The sequence below is a fragment of the Chryseobacterium sp. UF-81 genome (assembly GCF_058245105.1).
In genome coordinates this window covers 135,550-153,232 of sequence record NZ_JBSIBX010000006.1, presented here as the reverse complement: position 1 = coordinate 153,232, position 17,683 = coordinate 135,550, and the positions used below count along the sequence as shown (strand labels likewise).

At 37.6% G+C, this 17,683-nt stretch carries 16 protein-coding genes; 8 read left to right on the top strand and 8 right to left on the bottom strand.

Annotated elements, in window-relative coordinates:
• Positions 1-6: 6 nt before the first annotated feature.
• From AC4IFE_RS10655 to AC4IFE_RS10645, 3 genes are all read right to left on the bottom strand, one after another.
• Complete coding sequence (locus AC4IFE_RS10655; RefSeq protein ID WP_490756937.1) at positions 7-1,113, bottom strand: NAD(P)/FAD-dependent oxidoreductase; 1,107 nt, start codon at positions 1,111-1,113, stop codon at positions 7-9.
• Between the two features lie 185 nt (positions 1,114-1,298).
• Positions 1,299-2,663, bottom strand: coding sequence for an AAA family ATPase (locus AC4IFE_RS10650; RefSeq protein WP_490756936.1), 1,365 nt, complete (start codon positions 2,661-2,663; stop codon positions 1,299-1,301).
• Positions 2,664-2,810: 147 nt separating this feature from the next.
• Complete coding sequence (locus AC4IFE_RS10645; RefSeq protein WP_490756934.1) at positions 2,811-3,806, bottom strand: alpha/beta fold hydrolase; 996 nt, start codon at positions 3,804-3,806, stop codon at positions 2,811-2,813.
• A gap of 193 nt (positions 3,807-3,999) precedes the next feature.
• On the opposite strand from AC4IFE_RS10645, the gene AC4IFE_RS10640 reads away from it, so the two are divergent.
• From AC4IFE_RS10640 to AC4IFE_RS10625, 4 genes are all read left to right on the top strand, one after another.
• Positions 4,000-4,911 (top strand): ABC transporter ATP-binding protein, encoded by a 912-nt coding sequence (locus AC4IFE_RS10640; RefSeq protein ID WP_490756932.1) that lies wholly within the window; start codon positions 4,000-4,002, stop codon positions 4,909-4,911.
• Complete coding sequence (locus AC4IFE_RS10635; protein WP_490756931.1) at positions 4,904-5,749, top strand: ABC transporter permease; 846 nt, start codon at positions 4,904-4,906, stop codon at positions 5,747-5,749. Before AC4IFE_RS10640 ends, AC4IFE_RS10635 begins: the two co-directional genes overlap by 8 nt.
• A 143-nt stretch (positions 5,750-5,892) precedes the next feature.
• Positions 5,893-6,519, top strand: coding sequence for a hypothetical protein (locus AC4IFE_RS10630; RefSeq protein WP_490756929.1), 627 nt, complete (start codon positions 5,893-5,895; stop codon positions 6,517-6,519).
• Positions 6,516-7,163: a hypothetical protein gene (locus tag AC4IFE_RS10625; protein ID WP_490756927.1), complete on the top strand. Its 648-nt coding sequence runs from the start codon at positions 6,516-6,518 to the stop codon at positions 7,161-7,163. Before AC4IFE_RS10630 ends, AC4IFE_RS10625 begins: the two co-directional genes overlap by 4 nt.
• Before the next feature lie 86 nt (positions 7,164-7,249).
• Here the strand turns inward: AC4IFE_RS10625 and msrB are convergent, their stop codons facing one another.
• The 4 genes from msrB to AC4IFE_RS10605 form a co-directional block, all read right to left on the bottom strand.
• On the bottom strand, positions 7,250-8,341 hold the full coding sequence (gene msrB / locus AC4IFE_RS10620) for a peptide-methionine (R)-S-oxide reductase MsrB (protein WP_490756926.1): 1,092 nt from the start codon (positions 8,339-8,341) through the stop codon (positions 7,250-7,252).
• A 20-nt stretch (positions 8,342-8,361) separates the two neighbouring features.
• A complete protein-coding gene (locus tag AC4IFE_RS10615) occupies positions 8,362-8,805 on the bottom strand; it encodes a DUF417 family protein (protein WP_490756925.1) in 444 nt (147 codons plus the stop codon).
• Positions 8,806-8,884: 79 nt separating this feature from the next.
• Entirely contained in the window at positions 8,885-9,157 is a 273-nt protein-coding gene (locus AC4IFE_RS10610) for a hypothetical protein (protein ID WP_490756923.1), read from the bottom strand.
• Between the two features lie 13 nt (positions 9,158-9,170).
• Positions 9,171-9,725: a sigma-70 family RNA polymerase sigma factor gene (locus tag AC4IFE_RS10605; protein WP_490756921.1), complete on the bottom strand. Its 555-nt coding sequence runs from the start codon at positions 9,723-9,725 to the stop codon at positions 9,171-9,173.
• Between the two features lie 432 nt (positions 9,726-10,157).
• On the opposite strand from AC4IFE_RS10605, the gene alaS reads away from it, so the two are divergent.
• Entirely contained in the window at positions 10,158-12,761 is a 2,604-nt protein-coding gene (gene alaS, locus AC4IFE_RS10600; protein ID WP_490756920.1) for an alanine--tRNA ligase, read from the top strand.
• 29 nt (positions 12,762-12,790) lie between these two features.
• Here the strand turns inward: alaS and AC4IFE_RS10595 are convergent, their stop codons facing one another.
• Positions 12,791-13,213: a hypothetical protein gene (locus AC4IFE_RS10595; RefSeq protein WP_490756919.1), complete on the bottom strand. Its 423-nt coding sequence runs from the start codon at positions 13,211-13,213 to the stop codon at positions 12,791-12,793.
• 115 nt (positions 13,214-13,328) lie between these two features.
• On the opposite strand from AC4IFE_RS10595, the gene AC4IFE_RS10590 reads away from it, so the two are divergent.
• The 3 genes from AC4IFE_RS10590 to AC4IFE_RS10580 are packed head-to-tail and all read left to right on the top strand — an operon-like array spanning position 13,329 to position 17,488.
• The gene (locus AC4IFE_RS10590) at positions 13,329-15,743 is read left to right on the top strand and encodes a hypothetical protein (protein ID WP_490756917.1); all 2,415 of its coding nucleotides are present in this window, start codon (positions 13,329-13,331) and stop codon (positions 15,741-15,743) included.
• Between the two features lie 29 nt (positions 15,744-15,772).
• Complete coding sequence (locus tag AC4IFE_RS10585) at positions 15,773-16,009, top strand: hypothetical protein (protein WP_490756916.1); 237 nt, start codon at positions 15,773-15,775, stop codon at positions 16,007-16,009.
• A gap of 9 nt (positions 16,010-16,018) precedes the next feature.
• Positions 16,019-17,488: a M28 family peptidase gene (locus AC4IFE_RS10580; protein ID WP_490756915.1), complete on the top strand. Its 1,470-nt coding sequence runs from the start codon at positions 16,019-16,021 to the stop codon at positions 17,486-17,488.
• Positions 17,489-17,683 lie beyond the last annotated feature (195 nt).

Here is a 17,683-nt window from a genome sequence, read left to right as displayed (position 1 = left end):
ATTATATTAAATCATTTCAGCCATCATTTCTCCTATCTTCGGAGCCAGTGCAACTCCCATTCCTGAAAGCCTTACCGCACAGAACTGCCTTTCTGAAAGCTGTTTTACGATCGGAGTTTTTTCTGAGCCCATGGCCATGATTCCTGACCAGCGAAGCGCAATCTTATAGTCCTGCTTTGGTAAAATAACTTCTTTTAAAAAAGTTTCCAAATGTTTTTGTAGAAATTCTGTGGTTTCAAAAACGGTTGTTTCTTCGGTTTTAAAATCCTGATTTCTTCCGCCGCCTAAGAGAACCCTGTTTCCGAGGTTTCTGAAGTAATAAAATCCTTCGTCATAATGGAAGGTTCCTCTGAGTTTCAGTCCGTTAATGGGTTCCGTTAAAAGAATCTGTCCCCGTGCCGGAATAATTTCCTCTTTTTCAAGAAACTGTGCACTGAAAGCATTCGTACAGTAAATAATCTGATCACATTTTACAGATAGATCCTCCGAAAGACAGATCTCAATTTCTCCTGTATTTTCATCAATGCTATTCACTTCTGTTCCAAAAAGGAACTCGACTTTCAGCTCATTGCATTTTTCTAAAAGCTTCTGCAATAATTTTCCGGAATGGAGACTTCCTTCGCAAGGGTTTTCAATCAGAAATTCAGATTTCCCAAGACCGAATTCCTCGATCTTCTGCTGGTTAAGAAAATAGGTTTTTTCGAGACCGGTTATTAGTTTAAGTTTTTCATTTACTGTATCTAACTGCTGTAAATGCTCATCGCTATTTAGAATTTCATAACCTCCATTAAGTTCAAAATCTATTTCGCTGTCCTTAAAATATTTTCTGATCTTCCGGAGCCCTTCAAACCTCATCTTAACCAGAGCCAGTGTTTTTTCCCAGCCCATGTTGCCGGAATCGGCAATGACTTCCGTTAAGCTTCCAAAGCAGGCAAAACCTGCATTCCGGGTTGAAGCTCCGAGCGGAACCGTATTTCTTTCAATAATTAAAACAGATTTTTCAGGATATTTTTCCTTAATGGATACAGCAGTCCAGAGCCCGGAAAACCCGGCTCCGATGATGACAATATCTCTTTTTCTGTAAAATGTTTCCAGTTCCCAGATGCTGTTCATAAGTAATGAGTAATAAGTGATGAGTAATTTTTATGGTATGATTAATGACAGAAGCTTTTAGATACTAAATTTCAGATGTCAGATATTAGGCTAATGCAAAGATTTAGACTGAGATTAAGATCCTTAAACTCTTTTATCAATCAGATTCCCAAACACTCAAAACCCTCCTGCTCTCAAACCCGGCTTCACCCTTTTGCAGCATCATGTCCGTCTTCCCCATTGTGCTGAAAACCGATTGCTCTTCTTGGCTCTTCAACGGCTTTATAAGTATCCAGCTCTTTTTTCAAAGCCTGAATCCTTAATTTGAATTCGTCAAAATTATTGATAACCGTGTCTGCCAGGAATCTTGCAACCTGATCCAGATATTCTCCGGTCAGCTTTCCGGCAGCATCTCTCAAAGCTGCCTCCAAAAGTTTCTGATCGATCTTCAGGTTTTCATTTTTAGTTCTCTGATATTGGTTTTTAAGACGTTTCTTCAGACTCTGTGTAAAATCAATGAGCATGGTATTGCTGAATGCCTTCATTTTAGACGAGATCTCATGCCAGAACGGAACTTTATCTGCTTTGTTGTTTTTGAGAATCTTATAAAGAAGAGAATCTTCCTCAAGCTCTCTGGTCATCGCATATAGAATAATTTCTGAACGCTCTGCAGCATTGGGTGGAAATATAGGAATCATCACATCAAATCTTCCCGGAGCAAGAATTTCTTCGTCAATCTCCGAAACAGAATTGGCAGAACCGATCATCAGCAGTTCTTCTTTTTCAAATTTCCCGATATAATGCAGGATCAGCTCCTGAGTTTCCAGATTACAGGAAGCAACATCCGTTTCCGCTCTTCTTTCCATCATGATCTCATCAAAATCATCGAGGAAAAGCAGGACTTTTTCTTCTTTCATCATAGTGAGCAGAAAATCATTGAAGTTGGTTTTGTTCCCGTCTATGAACGATGTTCCCAAATAATGTTTTTTGACTTCTTTAAATTGATATCCGATGATCTCGGCGATTTTGGTTGCCCAGAATATTTTTCCGCTTCCCGGGGGTCCGTACAGAATAATTCCTGCAGGTTTATGAATTCCCCAATCTTTGATCTGCTGAGGATTTAAGAAGGGTTCTAAAACGGCTGATATATAAAAGAACAGATCTCTGTATCCGATAAAATCTCTGTGTTGAAGGGTAGTTTTCTGCCCGAAATAATCATAGACAAACTGATAATTGCCACCCAGCTTATTGTCTATGCCATAGCTTGAGATTGATGAACGGAAAAAGCCGTTATCAAAAATATTGGGGTTCCCTTCTTTAATCGCTTCTTCGATTTTTTCTTTGGGCTGATTGATCACTTCAGCGATCTGTTCCAGGGTTTTATTTTTGTCCAGATCTTTTTCATAAAGCTTTAAAAAGGCCTGGTTTTCACGGGCAAACCTTTCGAAGTCTTTCTTCACTTCAAAGTTGGTACTGATGCAGACGCCCAGCTCAAGATCAAAATCCTGAATAAACTGTTTGATCGCTTCTGCAGAAACATTAAGCTCTTTAGCTAACTCAATTAACTTCATAAACTACCGATTAATTCTATCAAATTTAATATTTTAATCTTAAAATCTATTGAAAATGTAGTAAAATTGAGGGTGCGTGATCTGGGATTCGAGTTTTGGGGTGCTTGCTTCCAGGTTTAAGTTAAAATTATACGTTGATGATGCTTGTTATCGGGTTTTGACTTTTTTAACCATATCGTTTACAGCTTCTTCTATGATCTTCGGCTGGTCCTGATTAATATAGTGTCCGCTTTTCGGTACAATGATCTGTTTACTGTCGGTAGATAAATTCAGTAAATCTTTCTGCATTTTATCCCACGCCTGAAGCATTTCATTTTTCAATTTCTCATTTTTAATAAAGCTGTCGTATCTGGTCTTATCTCCGGCTGTAATCACAAACAAAGGAACAGAGCCAAAAGAACTGATAGCAGCAGCCTCCGTTTTAATAGATTTCATATGGTCCTGTTCCTCCAGAGTAGCATCAGCACTTTTGTAAAGCAGTGCAGGCATAACAGAGTTTTGGAATTTGTACTCCGAAGTGGCCGGAAACATATTTCCAAACATAAGTCTTGCCATACCGAAAGTGTTTGCAAACTGGAGAAATCCTCCCGGAAGCCCTTGATTTACCATTTTATGCATCTCAGGTGACAGGTATTTTTCATCTGCCGGATACTGGCTGTCTACCAATATCACTCCTGCCACATCCGCCGGATATTTTTGTACGAAAAAACGGGTAAGCATCCCTCCAAAAGAGTGCCCGACAAGGATATAAGGTTTGGGAGCTTTTGATTTTTCAAGCAGGCTATGAAGCTCTTCGGCTATCTTCTCCCCTGTTTTAGGATTGATTCCTCTCTCACTCCACAGAATTCCGGATCTGTCGTAGGAGAATGTAGTATAGTTTTTTGGAAGATTTTTCTGGATATGATACCACTGAAGATGGCCCGCGGGATCGAAAGCGGTTTCAAAAACTACTGTAGGCCCACCTTTTCCTTCCATCAGATAATGTATCTTATGATTTTCAACTTCTGCAAACTGACCGTCGGGCTGAATTTTTTCAGCCACTGAGCGGGATATCCTTTCAAAAATAAATCCGGCAATTAATAACAGGATGACTATTAAAAGCAAAGCCATTAACAGTCTTTTTATCCATTTCATAACATTCATAGTTCTGTTTTTTGGTGTAATGTTTCCTCAATAGGTCTGTATCTCATAAAAATAGTTACATCCATAAAACAATAATACCGTGAATCTCATTACATTGAATTTTGGTATTGGATTAAAAATATTATCTAAAAAAAACAAAAATACTGTAACAATACCTAATTTATATAGACTACTACTATGTAAAACAAATTACATGGAAAAAATTTTGTCAGTAAAGAATTTAACTAAAAAATTCAAAAGGACTGTTGTCAACAATATCTCCTTTGACGTGGAAAGGGGAAATGTCTATGGCTTATTAGGCCCCAACGGAAGCGGGAAATCTACTACATTCGGAATGCTGCTGTCTACGATCAATCCAACCAGCGGAGATTGGTATTGGTTTGGACAGAAAGGAACTGATCCGGATACCCTGAAAAAGATAGGAGCTATTATAGAACAGCCTAATTTTTATCCGTATCTGGATGCTGAAACAAATCTTAAGATTGTTGCTGAGATCAAGGGAACTCCCCACACAAGAATTGATGAAGTCTTGAAAACAGTTGGTCTTTTAGAAAGAAAAAAAGATGCTTTCAAAACATATTCTCTGGGAATGAAGCAGCGTCTCTCCATCGCTTCAGCCATGCTAAATAATCCGGAGGTGATGATCCTGGACGAACCGACCAACGGTTTGGATCCCGAAGGAATTATCCAGATCCGGGATATCATCAGCAATATCGCCAAACAAGGCATTACCATTATCATCGCCAGCCATCTTCTGGACGAGATCGAAAAAATATGCAGTCACGTCATTGTTTTGAAAGAGGGAAATTCTATTTATTGCGGGCGGGTGGATGAAATAACAGCCAACAACGGCTATTTTGAATTAAAGGCAGACAACAATACGCTCCTTTTAAATGCTTTGGAAGAATTGCAGTGGTTCAGTGCCGTGAAAGCAGACGGCGAGATCATCAAAGCCCAGATTCGAGATGATGCCTCTATTTCTGCTTCAACTTTGAATCAGAAGCTTGCTAAAAAAGGAATCTACCTTTCTCATTTAACGAAGAAAAAATTGTCTCTGGAGTCTCAATTTCTTGAACTTGTAAAAAATACGAATACCCATGCTTAAACTATTAAAACTAGAATATTATAAAAACCTGAACTACAAACCGTTCAAGGTTTTCACTATCTTATATTTTGCCATTCTGATTGCTCTTCTTTTCATTGGACTGGTAGATCTGAATGTTTTCGGAGGGACCGTCAATTTAAAAGAACAGGGCATTTACAATTTTCCGGAGATCTGGAATTTCACCACATGGATAGTCGCTTTATTAAAGATCTTTCTTGGATTAATCATTGTTTTTTCGATCTCCCAGGAATTCACCAACAGAATGTTTAAGCAGAACACGATCGACGGACTGAGCAGAAAGGAATTTATAGGTTCAAAACTTTTAACGATTACTATCTTTACAACGGTTTCCACATTAATTGTGTTTATCATTGCAATGTTTCTGGGACATCAGTATTCTAAGGTTACAGATGCTTCAAAAGTTTATGCGGAGGTTTATTATATAGGAAATTATTTTGTAAAACTGTTTACATTCTTCTCTTTCCTGATGTTTCTTTCTATATTACTGAGAAAATCAATGTTTGTATTCCTTGGTTTCTTTGCTTACTGGGTCTTAGAAAAGATTTTAGCAGGTTTGGAAGCTTACCAGAAACTAACAGGAATGCAGGGCGAACAGAGGAAAGCTGTGTTGGAAAATGATTTTTTCATCACCAGCCTGTTACCCTTGGAAAGCATGTCAAATCTGATTCCTAATCCTTTGATGCGACTGAATATGCTGAAAGTTATGGGTGCAAAATACGATGCTCATTATCCTGCGGAAAGTATGATTGCCTGCATCATCTGGTCTGCGATCTTTATCGGGGGTTCTTACTGGATCCTGAGAAAGAGGGATTGGTAGACATATGAGATTAAAAGATTTAAAAATTGAAAGATTAAATAATAAAGTGGTCCTTTCGATCACTTTTTATTTGGATAGTGTTAAAAGTCAAGGGTAATCATCCAGATAATCAATTTTTTATTATTTTTATCAAAAGGACGAAAATGAAAAAGATTTATTATTTTCCAGGGTTGATCAGCGCTGTACTGATTCCGTTGCTTTTCTGGTACTATGGAAGTCAGAGAGTACAACCACAATACACTGTCGTGGATTTAGGACTTCCTTCAAAAGAAACCTACAATCCGCACAATACCTTTGAACCATATAGAAGCTGGAACTATAAAAAAATCATAGTAAAACCTAATACAGCCCTTCAAAATCAGCAATACTATGTTTCAGAACTAAAAAAACTTCAGGAAAGGAATCAAAAAGAAACAGGCATTGAGTTTATTATTGACGACTATAACAATTATCAGGATTTCATGTCATTAATCAATACCATGCAACTTGCTAAACAGGAAACTTATGCTATTGATGTAGAAAAAACAGGCCATTTTTTTGCAGTTCATTTTTATAAAGATCCAAATAAAAATATTGCTACTTGCGGGGGCTCAGTTGGAGGAGAGTATTATGAAAGAAAAAGCAATATCCGTTTTTCTGATCCTGAAAATATTGTGAAAAATCTTCCCAAACAGGCATTTTATATATTTTTTGGATTTTTATTTCTAGTAAACATATCCATGTTCAGTATTAAAGAAAATCTTCAGATCCAAAGAAAAACATTTTCATGAAAAAGATCTATTACTTTCCGGGACTGATCAGCGCTATTATTATTCCGCTGCTGTTCTGGTATTATGGCAACCGGAAGTTTGAGGAAGTGAATTTTACTGCTATGGATATCTGGCTTCCTGCAAAAACAAAAGCTGGAGAGAAGTCATCCTTTTTAAGTTTTGAACCTTATAGAAACTGGAGTTATAAAAAAATAAAGGTAGCTCCAAATCAAGCAAAGAAAAACACAAAGCTTTACGTTGCTGAAATTAAGAATTTGCAGAAGAGAAATGAGAAAAATTCAGGTATTGAATTTATTCTTGATGACCGCAACACCTATAATGATCTGGTTGCCTTACTTAATGATGTAGAACTTGCAGGACAATTCAGCTACACTCTGGATGTGGAAAAAACATGGCACTTTTTTGTTACCCATCATTATGTTGGTTCGAATATTCAGATACTGGATGATTCTTCATTTACCCGATGTGGTACAGGACTTTTTGCTAATTACCAATCGAACAATACATGGCTAAAAGAATTTCAAACATTTGAGTCGCAGCTTATTCAACTTCCCAAACAATCGTTTTATCTCCTATTCGGATTTTTATTTCTGGTGAACATGTCGATGCTGAGCATTAAAGAGAGGTTTCAAGCTCATTTCTAGGTATTCAAATATCTGCGCTATCCGCGAGAGAATTTTTGCATTTGATCTAAATAAAAAAGACCGCCTTTCAGCGGTCTGTCTTCATATTACTTTTTATTCAGCAGAGAGATATAATCTCCGTAACCTTTTTTCTCCATGTCAGCTTTTGGAATAAACTTCAGTGAAGCACTGTTGATGCAGTATCTAAGACCGCCCTTATCTGCAGGACCGTCTGTAAAAACGTGTCCAAGGTGAGCATCTCCTGTTTTACTTCTTACTTCCACTCTTACCATTCCGGCAGATTTATCCATTTTCTCATCGATCAGTTTTTTGGTAATCGGTTTTGAAAAACTTGGCCATCCGCAACCTGATTCAAACTTATCGGTTGAAATAAACAGGGGTTCTCCTGTAGTGATATCTACATAAATACCTTCACGGGTTTCGTCCCAGTATTCATTCTGGAAAGGTCTTTCCGTTGCGTTTTCCTGAGTTACTTTATACTGTTCTTCAGTCAGCTTTTCTTTCAATGCTTTTTTATCCTGCTTCTGGTATTTTGCTTTGGGAAGCGGGTTGGCGTTTTTAGCCATTTCAAAAAGTCCCGGTTCAATGTGACAGTAACCTCCCGGATTTTTGCCGAGATAATCCTGGTGATAATCTTCTGCTTTATAGAAATTTTTCAACGGAATTGTTTCAACTACAACCGGCTTGCTGAAATTTTTAGATAATTTCGCAACTTCCTCTTTTACAATCGCTTCGGTGTTTTTATCTGTAGAATAAATCCCTGTCCTGTACTGATCACCGCGGTCATTTCCCTGTTGGTTTAGACTTGTCGGATCAATTGTTTTAAAATATAAATCAATCAACAGCTTAAGATCAACCTGCTCAGGGTCATATTTCACTTTCACCGTTTCAGCAAAGCCTGTCGTATGACTTACAACCTGCTCATACGTAGGATTTTTAACGTTTCCGTTTGCATAGCCAACTTCAGTTCCTACAACTCCACGAATTTGCTGAAAAAAGTGCTCTGTTCCCCAAAAACATCCGCCTGCAAAATAAACTTCTTTTACATTTTTACTATCCATATTGGTCTCATTTTCTCTTTTAGTTTCAGTGGATTTCATCTTTTTTGAATTTCCACAACTCATTGCAAATACTCCTATTCCCAGAATCATTCCGAGTAATATTAATATATTTTTCATTTTTATATTTTTATTTGTATTCATTTTTTTTGAAATATCATTAATCCAAATCCTAAAAGCATGATATCTTTCAGAATAAAAAAATCTGTGACAGGAATTCCATCCACTATTTTCCAGACTCCCGGAGTGGTAAACAGATAGCTCAGTGTTACAAGAAATGTTATAATCATTCCCATTCCTGCATACTTTCTTAGAGATGCAAATTTCACACTAAAGATCAGTAATAGGGCAATGATAATTTCTATCGCTCCGATAGCATTTGATACCGTCTGGACACCTGCTATTTTATATACGAAAAAAGTAAGAAAATGGTTTTCGACCAGAGGTTTAATGGCGGCAGCTTCTGTAGGAGTGAATTTAAATATGCCAATCCAGAGTAAAATAAGTGCAGCCCCAAAAAGCGAAATATAATAGCCTGTTTTGTACGTCGGCGATTCTCCGTTAAGTTGTAATGTTCCGTTCATGTCTTTAAGATTTTGAATTATACTTTATTATTTTCAAAAGTATAGTCGGAAGTATTTCAAAATCCTGACAGTATTTCTTCTAAAGATTTAATTTTTCCAAAACTTTATTTTTAACACCTTGAATATCAGATTCATTAATTTCAGTATTTTCTTTTTGAGAAAGTTTCCGTTTTAAAATATCATCCAAAATTTTCAGTTTTTCTTCATAAGCTCTGCACCATTTACAGATCTTCATGTGCATGGAAAGCTGCCAGTCTTCCTTTTGGGAGATCGCTTTGGCATTCCTTTTTTCCATCAGCATCGTAGCTTTACTACATGGCAGGAACAGAATATGAATAAATTTTCTCAACATTTTTATGATATGGTTATAAGTTAGTAAACCAGTTGATATCAAGACATTCCCTCAGCTGCATTCTGCTTCTCTGAAGGATCTTCCAAAGATTAGTCGCAGATATCTTTAATTCCTGACTCACTTCCGGTGCTTTTTTCTCCTGAAGATAATACATTTTCAATGGAATCTTCCATCGGGAGGGCAAATCCTCAATGCAGTCCTCAAGAATTTTACTGAAATCTTTATTATCTAAGAGTTCCGGTTCTTTCTCTGAAACATTCCAGTCGTTCAAAACACCGTCATTTTTCCACGAACCGGTTTCATCAAAAAAGTGATCCAGCCGGATCTCCGGATCCGATTTATACTTTTTCCGGTAAAAATCAGCGGCCTTTCTGTTCAGAATAGCTGTCAGCCAGGTTAGCGGCTGACTTTTCCCTTCAAAAGAATCATAAGACGAATAGGCCGCTAAAAAGACTTCCTGTACAAGATCCTCTGCTTCCACCTTATCCGAAAGCAGATAGGCTGCTCTTTTCAGAAGAGGCCCGGAATACTGTTCTACCCAGCTTTTCAGCACTTCGTTTTTCGTCATTTTTTATTCTTTAATATCATAAAAACTCATTTTATTGATTACGCAGATCATTAATATTTCATTTTCGAAATCATAAAATCTATGAGGTCTTTATTTAATATCAAAACGAATATAAAAAGTTAAATGATAATATACAAAGTTTTATCATGATCGTTATTTTGAATCGGAGGTAAAGCAATCTCAAATCCTACCTTAAAGAAGATTGAGTTCCGTTAAAACTTTATGCATTCCCATGTGCTGAAATCTTTCCAGGGTCTTAAAAACAGTATACAATTATAAATTCTTCTTTCTTTTTGTACTTATCCCGCAACATACAGGCACCTCCACTCTACACCATTCAAAACATAGCATAAAATTATTTACAAATCGCTTAAAAACATTAAATTTGCATCTTATCAAAAATTTGATAGTTTTTAAAAGCAAAGCAATACTATGACATCACAAGAGATACGTCAAAAATTTTTAGATTATTTTAAAAGTAAAGACCACCTTATCGTTCCTTCAGCGCCTATTGTGCTGAAAGACGACCCTACCCTTATGTTTTCCAACTCAGGAATGACGCAGTTCAAAGATTTTTTCTTAGGCTACAAAACGCCTACAGCCCCAAGAATTGCCGATACACAGAAATGTCTGAGAGTTTCCGGAAAACATAATGATCTGGATGATGTGGGAAGAGATACGTACCACCACACCATGTTTGAGATGTTGGGAAACTGGTCGTTTGGTGATTATTTCAAAAAAGATGCTATTGCTTTTGCCTGGGAATTACTGACTGAAGTATTCGGTATTCCAAAAGAGAACCTATACGTAACGATTTTTGAAGGGGATGCTTCTGAAAATCTTGAAAGAGATCAGGATGCCTACGATTTCTGGAAATCGCATATTTCGGAAGACAGAATTATCAATGGGAACAAAAAAGATAACTTCTGGGAAATGGGAGAAAGCGGACCGTGCGGACCGTGTTCAGAAATTCACGTTGACCTGAGAACGCCTGAAGAAAAGGCTAAAGTTTCAGGACTTGATCTGGTAAACAATGATCACCCTCAGGTTGTAGAAGTATGGAACCTTGTTTTCATGGAATTCAACAGAAAGGCGGACAAAAGTTTAGAAAAACTTCCTGCACAGCATGTAGATACAGGAATGGGCTTCGAACGTCTTTGTATGGCACTTCAGGGTAAATCTTCCAATTATGACACCGACGTTTTCACACCGCTTATTGCTAAAGTGGAAGAACTTTCAGGTAAAAAATATACCGGAATTTTAGAAGACGAAAAAGATATTGCCATCCGTGTTGTGGTAGACCACATCAGAGCAGTTGCTTTTGCTATTGCAGACGGGCAGCTTCCTTCAAACGGCGGTGCAGGCTATGTGATCAGAAGAATTCTAAGAAGAGGAATTTCTTATTCTTACAGATTCCTGGATATGAAAGAACCTTTTCTTTATAAGCTTGTGGCTGTACTTCAGGAGCAAATGGGTCCTTTCTTTCCTGAAATCGAAAAGCAGGGGAAACTGGTTTCTGAAGTGATCAAAAGTGAGGAAGATTCTTTCTTGAAAACTATTGAAAACGGACTGATCAGAGTTGAAAAATTAATTCAGCAGACCATTGCAGACGGTTCAAAAGTATTGCCAAGCGAAGAAGTTTTCGAATTGTATGACACCTATGGTTTCCCGGATGATTTAACCAGAATTATTGCTGAGGAAAAAGGTTTAACCATTGATGAAGATGGATTTAAGGCAGAAATGGCAAAGCAGAAAATTCGTTCTAAAGCTGATTCTGCTCAGAAAGTTTACGATTGGGTAACTTTAGAAGAAAGAGATGAAAACTTTGTAGGGTATGATCAGATTGAATCTGAAACCTATATCACGAGATACAGAAAAGTAGAAAATAAAGACGGAGAATTTTACCAGGTGGTCTTGAGCAGTTCTCCTTTCTATCCTGAAGGCGGTGGCCAGGTGGGAGACAAAGGTGTTCTGGAAAATGCTGTTGAAAGCTTTGAAGTTTTAGAAACTAAAAAAGAAAACGGACTGATCATTTCTTTAATCAATGGTCTTCCTAAAGATGCCGGAGCTGTTTTCTACGCTAAAGTGGATGCTGCCGACAGAAAAAACTCCCAGGCGAATCACTCGGTAACTCACCTTTTACATGAGGCATTAAGAGAGGTTTTAGGGACACACGTGGAACAGAAAGGTTCTTACGTAGGCCCTGATTATCTTCGTTTTGACTTCTCTCACTTCAATAAAATGACGGAAGAGGAACTGGCTTTGGTAGAGGAAAAAGTAAACCACAAAATTAAAGAAAGCATTGCTTTGCAGGAGTTCAGAAGCATTCCTATCCAGGAGGCTTTGGATAAAGGAGCTATGGCTTTATTCGGTGAAAAATACGGTGACAGTGTAAGAATGATCCAGTTCGGAAGTTCTAAGGAGCTCTGCGGTGGAACTCACGTTAAAAATACAATCGAAATCGGTCATTTTAAAATTACTTCCGAAGGATCTGCAGCAGCAGGGATCAGAAGAATTGAAGCCATTTCAGGAGATAAATCTGAAGAGTATTTCAAAAACCTGGAGAGTCAGATTCATGAGCTTTCCCAACTATTGAAATCCAAAGATGTTGTAAAATCTATTGAAAAACTGATTGAAGAAAATGTTTCTTTAAAATCCGAAGTGGAAGCTCTTAAAAAGGAGAAAGCAAAAGGAGAGATCGGCGAATGGAAAAACGCTTATGAGCAGAAAGGCAACAAACAGCTATTGGTGAAGAAAACTTCCCTGGATGCGGGTTCTGTTAAAGACATTGTTTTCCAGCTGAAAAGAGAAATCCCCAACTCGGTAACGATTATTCTTTCTGATGCGGATGGAAAGCCTATGATCACTGTAGGTGTTTCTGACGATCTGGCTGCAGATTATCAGGCCGGAGCTATCGTAAAAGACCTGGCAAAAGAAATCCAGGGCGGCGGTGGAGGAAATCCGGGCTTTGCCACAGCCGGTGGTAAAAACCTTGACGGTCTGGAGAATGCTTACCAGAAAGCTTTGAATATATAGAAATAAAAGGGAGCCAATTGGCTCCCTTATTATTTTTCTTTAATCTCAACTGTGTATTTATACTTGTCAAGCATCATCTGTAGTTTTTTGATATCCCTTTCAATGGAAGCAATCTTTCTGTTACTTCTTTGAAGTGCTCTGTTTGCAGATTCTGTTTGCCCTAGAAGTTTTGCAGTTTTTCTGGCATCTTTAGCCGTTGTATTGGGATCAGAAGAAGTAAATTTATCTGTCTTTCTCTCCGACTGACTGTTCAGACCATCAGTTTTTCCTGAAATTTTGGCATTGTTCTGTTTTTCAGTTTCGAGACTGATCTGTTTATTCATTAAATCGGTCTGAAGTTTGAACATATCGCGTTGTTGAGTCATCGCAGAGATATTCTGCGTTTGAGCCTGTACGTTAAAAGAAATGGCTAAAAGAAATAAGCCCAATCCTTTAATAATTGATTTTTTCATCTTAATGTGTTTATAAAAAATTTCAGTAAATCTATATTAAAAAATTATACCATTCAACAATTAACTAAAAACTTTCCCCAAAGCAGAAATATTACTACTTTTACCTAGTTTTTGCATGAAAAGGTTTTTAGTTTTATTGTTTTTGATGATCTGCTTCTTTGGTTTCTCCCAATCAAGGATTAAGGTTATTGACGAAATTGACCAAAAACCTATATCCAATGCAAAAATCTCGTGTGATGGGAAGATTTTAGGCTTTACGGATATCCAGGGCACCCTGGAATTTAAAGCATCATGCAGAACCATTGAAATCCAGGCGGAAAAATATCAGAAGGAGACAGCATCTGTTGAAGCAGACATGGAAGTTTCGATGCTGAAAAAAACATCAAAAACGACTGATATTGAAACCGTCATCATTGAAGACCGAAGCGATCCCCGGGCTTTGGAGATCCTTAAAAAAGTGAACAGGATGTTCAGGGAGAATTCACCAAAAAGTTTAAATTCCTATTCTTTTAAATCTTACGAAAAAATTTCCCTGGATATCGATCAGGACAGTATCTCGCAATTTAATCAGTTTTTTAATAATACTGAGTTTTTCAAGAAAAAGAGGGAAAAGGATTCATTAAATAATATTTCTGCTAAACAGATCTTTTCAAAAAGTAAGCTCTTTCTGTGGGAAAGGGCTCAGGAATTTTTATATTCCAAACAATATGGTGAAAAGATTAACATCCTGGACAACAGGATTTCAGGTCTGAGACAGCCGATCTACGAAATGATTGCCATCCAGCAGAGCAACAGAGATAAAATACCCAACCAGATTAAACAGGAAAACAGAGGTCTTTACCGTTTTTTTCTTTCGGATACCATTGAAGTGAACGGAAGAAAAACTTTCGTGATCCGCTTCCGGGAAGTAAACTACAAAAAACCTGATAAAAAGAGAAAATATAATGGCGCAATCTATATAGACACCGAAACCTACGGTATCCAGAAGATCGAAAATTTCAGCAAAAACAAAAACGACGGTATTATTACAAGTACCTGGATTTTCTATAATAACAAATGGTTCCTGGCTCAGGAAAAAGTAAAACTAAGAATGAGCAGGGTTGCCATGGAAGAGGAAGACAAAGAAAAGACCAAAGAACACCATGAGAAAAAAGACAGAACAAGCTTCGGAACGTATGCTTTTCTCACCTCCACTTATTTTGACTTCAAATCGCCTATTGAAGAAAAACAGAATGATTTTAAAGGATATACATTTTCGGTGAAAAATGCAGACGGGCATCTCTTGGACCAATACAGGACCGATCCCCTCACGGAAAGAGAAAGTAATACATATACTACTATAGACAGTCTGGGCAAAAAATATAATATCGACAGCAAGGCTAAAATCCTGACGGGACTTATTAATGGACAGATCAGGATGGGAATTGTAGATTTTGCCGTAGATGAAATTGTGAATTATAACTTATACGAAGGCTTCAGGCTTGGTTTAAAAGCAAAGCTTAATGAAACTTTTAATCCTTATTTCTCACCGGATTATTATTTCGCCTACGGTTTTAAAGATGATAAATGGAAATACGGGATCGGTCTGGATATGAAGACATCTCTGGATAAAAATTCATTTTTCAGAGCTGAATATTATAATGATGTAACGGCATCGGGAGAATTCTACAGACGACTATGGAATTTCAAGATGCGAACCATGAATTACGGAAATAACATCAACAATGATAAGTACTATCATTACAGAGGGGCTTCCCTATCCTATCTGAACGATGTTACGAACGGACTGACCCTGGTTTTTGCCGCAAAAAGAAATATTGAAGAGGCTAAATTTGATTATGAATTTCAGGGTAAAGGCGGTGAGTTTGATAATTTCAACACATTGTTTACTTTAAAATATTCTCCGAATTCTACAAATATTATGACCCCTCAGGGAAAGTCCATTATTGACCAGAAATATCCCGAGCTGTATTTCAACTATGAGCAGAGCTACAAAGTTTTGGGCGGAGATTTCAATTATACCCGTTTTGATGCGCTGTTCGTTCATAATTTTAAGACCCTGTTGGGAACTACCGGATTCAGATTGTACGGCGGAATCGTATTGGGTGAAGCGCCAATCTGGAAGCATTTTACCATGAACGGACTGGCTTCTCCGAGAAAGGATTTTAATTTCAACTTCACGTCTTATCTTGGTTTTGCAACGCTGGAGGGCGGAAAGTATTACAATGATAAATTCGTTGCCTATTATTTCACCCACAAGCTTCCTTTGTATTTTAAAAGTTTCGGACAGAATATTTCGAGCTTTGATTTTGTACTGAGAGGAACAATCGGAGATATGAAGCACCCGGAATACCACCAGTTCAGGTTCAGAAAGCTGGATCACCTTTATCAGGAAGTGGGTCTTGAGTGGAATAATTTCTTGTCAAGCTACTTCAATTTAGGGCTGTTCTACAGAGTCGGATACTATACCACACCCAACTTTAAACAGAATTTTGCCATCCAGTTTAAGTTGAAACTATTAGAATTTTAAACAACATTATAAATACATAAAACCGAAACATGCAGAGAATAGAAATAAAAGCGGAACAGTTTTTTGAATTATTAAAACTAAAAGACACTTCAATGTGGGAGATTTTTTCGCAAATGATCGATGGTAATGAAAAGGAAATTATATTTCTTGATAATGAAGATAAAGTACTTTTCAATTATATCCTTCCTGCTGAAGAGGAAAAACTGGAAGAAGACAGAAAAGAATTTTCAAAACAGTTCTCAGATAAATTGGCTAACTTCAATTAAAATTTTTAGATGAATAAAAATTATGTCTTCTCTATACTGAGTATTCTCCTGTTCAGCCTTGGAAATGCTCAGAATTATAAAAAACCTTTGGTCTCTGCCATTAAGGAAGCCGATTTAAGGAAAGACATGTATGAGCTGGCTGCAGATCAGTTCTGGGGACGTGAAGCAGGAACTTTAGATGAATTAAAAGTTTCGATGTGGCTTGCCAACAAAGCCAAAGAAGCCGGAATGAAACCAGCGGGTGACAATGGTACATTCTTCCAGTTTTTTGATATGTACAGGCATCAGGTAACTCCTCAGAGCAGTCTGAAAATCGGAAACAGCAGCCTGAAGCTATGGAAAGATTTCCTCGTTGCAGAACCTGTAAATTCAGTGATTGATGCCGAGGTTGTCTACGCAGGAAATACAGAACCTGAGGAACTTTCCAGACTAAATATCAAAGGAAAAGTTCTTGCGGTAAATGCTTCTGATAAAAATATCGACAAGGAAATGACTCTTTTCGTTAGAAGATATCCTGGATTTGTAAGAACAAAATATTACAACAAAGCTTATGAACTGGGCGCAAAAGCCATTATTTTCATCACAGATGATATTTCCGAAAAAAGCTGGGTTGAAGTTCTTCCTCAAATGACGAGAGGAACTTACGGCGTACAAGGCCTGAGAGAAAAAATAACGGATAATATTCCTGTTTTATGGATCAAAAGAGAAAATGCAGACTGGGTGAAAAACAATCCTAAAATTGCTCTGAACCTGATCACAGAAACCTATAAATACCCTTCTGTAAATATCATCGGAAAAATTGAAGGTACGGATCCTGCCCTTAAGGAAGAATACGTTTTGCTAAGCGGCCACCAGGATCACGACGGCATCCGGCATCCTGTAAAAAATGACACAATTTACAACGGGGCTGACGATAATGCCAGTACATGCGTAGCCTTGCTTGCCATGGCCAGAGCCTACAAAAAACAGCCGGGAAAAAGAAGTATTCTGTTTGTTTTCCATGGTGCTGAAGAAAGAGGATTGCTGGGTTCCAGATGGCACGCTGCTCATCCGGTCGTTCCGAAAGAAAAGATCGTAGCCGTTCTGAATGGCGATATGATCGGAAGAAATGATAATAATGAAGCTGCTCTTCTGGGAGGAATTGCCCCGCATAAAAACTCTGAGGAACTGGTAAAAATGGCTGAGGATGCCAATAATGAAAGTACAAAATTCAAATACCTGAAAGACTGGGATTCTCCGAATCACGCTGAGTATTTCTACTTTAGAAGTGATCATTTGCCATATGCAAAAATCGGGATTCCGGCTGTATTTTTCACCAGCGTACTGCATGATCAGTACCATACGCCTCAGGATGAATCCGAAAACATCAACTATAAAAAGCTTTATAAAATGACGGAATGGATGTACAGGACATCCTGGAAAGTAGCCAATGAGGCTGAACGTCCAAAAGTGATTTCTAATTTTACGCTTGAGAGATAAAAAGGCTCGGCGACCCTTCGGGCCGCCGAGCCTGCTTCTGTCTACAGGAAGCGTAGCCACAAAGCAATTTTCACTTTATTCTTTTGATTGCTTTTTACTTGTTAACAATAGATTATGTGAAATATCTAATATTATTCTTTTGTCTTGAAACAAAAGAATCAAAAGTTCAAAACCGGGAAACTTCCGTTAAAAATA

Excerpts from the sequence above, each read along its gene's own strand:
- AC4IFE_RS10655 (WP_490756937.1), bottom strand. The coding sequence starts at position 1,113 with ATGAACAGCATCTGGGAACTGGAAACATTTTACAGAAAAAGAGATATT.
- AC4IFE_RS10650 (WP_490756936.1), bottom strand. The coding sequence starts at position 2,663 with ATGAAGTTAATTGAGTTAGCTAAAGAGCTTAATGTTTCTGCAGAAGCG.
- AC4IFE_RS10645 (WP_490756934.1), bottom strand. The coding sequence starts at position 3,806 with ATGAATGTTATGAAATGGATAAAAAGACTGTTAATGGCTTTGCTTTTA.
- AC4IFE_RS10640 (WP_490756932.1), top strand. The coding sequence starts at position 4,000 with ATGGAAAAAATTTTGTCAGTAAAGAATTTAACTAAAAAATTCAAAAGG.
- AC4IFE_RS10635 (WP_490756931.1), top strand. The coding sequence starts at position 4,904 with ATGCTTAAACTATTAAAACTAGAATATTATAAAAACCTGAACTACAAA.
- AC4IFE_RS10630 (WP_490756929.1), top strand. The coding sequence starts at position 5,893 with ATGAAAAAGATTTATTATTTTCCAGGGTTGATCAGCGCTGTACTGATT.
- AC4IFE_RS10625 (WP_490756927.1), top strand. The coding sequence starts at position 6,516 with ATGAAAAAGATCTATTACTTTCCGGGACTGATCAGCGCTATTATTATT.
- msrB (WP_490756926.1), bottom strand. The coding sequence starts at position 8,341 with ATGAAAAATATATTAATATTACTCGGAATGATTCTGGGAATAGGAGTA.
- AC4IFE_RS10615 (WP_490756925.1), bottom strand. The coding sequence starts at position 8,805 with ATGAACGGAACATTACAACTTAACGGAGAATCGCCGACGTACAAAACA.
- AC4IFE_RS10610 (WP_490756923.1), bottom strand. The coding sequence starts at position 9,157 with ATGTTGAGAAAATTTATTCATATTCTGTTCCTGCCATGTAGTAAAGCT.
- AC4IFE_RS10605 (WP_490756921.1), bottom strand. The coding sequence starts at position 9,725 with ATGACGAAAAACGAAGTGCTGAAAAGCTGGGTAGAACAGTATTCCGGG.
- alaS (WP_490756920.1), top strand. The coding sequence starts at position 10,158 with ATGACATCACAAGAGATACGTCAAAAATTTTTAGATTATTTTAAAAGT.
- AC4IFE_RS10595 (WP_490756919.1), bottom strand. The coding sequence starts at position 13,213 with ATGAAAAAATCAATTATTAAAGGATTGGGCTTATTTCTTTTAGCCATT.
- AC4IFE_RS10590 (WP_490756917.1), top strand. The coding sequence starts at position 13,329 with ATGAAAAGGTTTTTAGTTTTATTGTTTTTGATGATCTGCTTCTTTGGT.
- AC4IFE_RS10585 (WP_490756916.1), top strand. The coding sequence starts at position 15,773 with ATGCAGAGAATAGAAATAAAAGCGGAACAGTTTTTTGAATTATTAAAA.
- AC4IFE_RS10580 (WP_490756915.1), top strand. The coding sequence starts at position 16,019 with ATGAATAAAAATTATGTCTTCTCTATACTGAGTATTCTCCTGTTCAGC.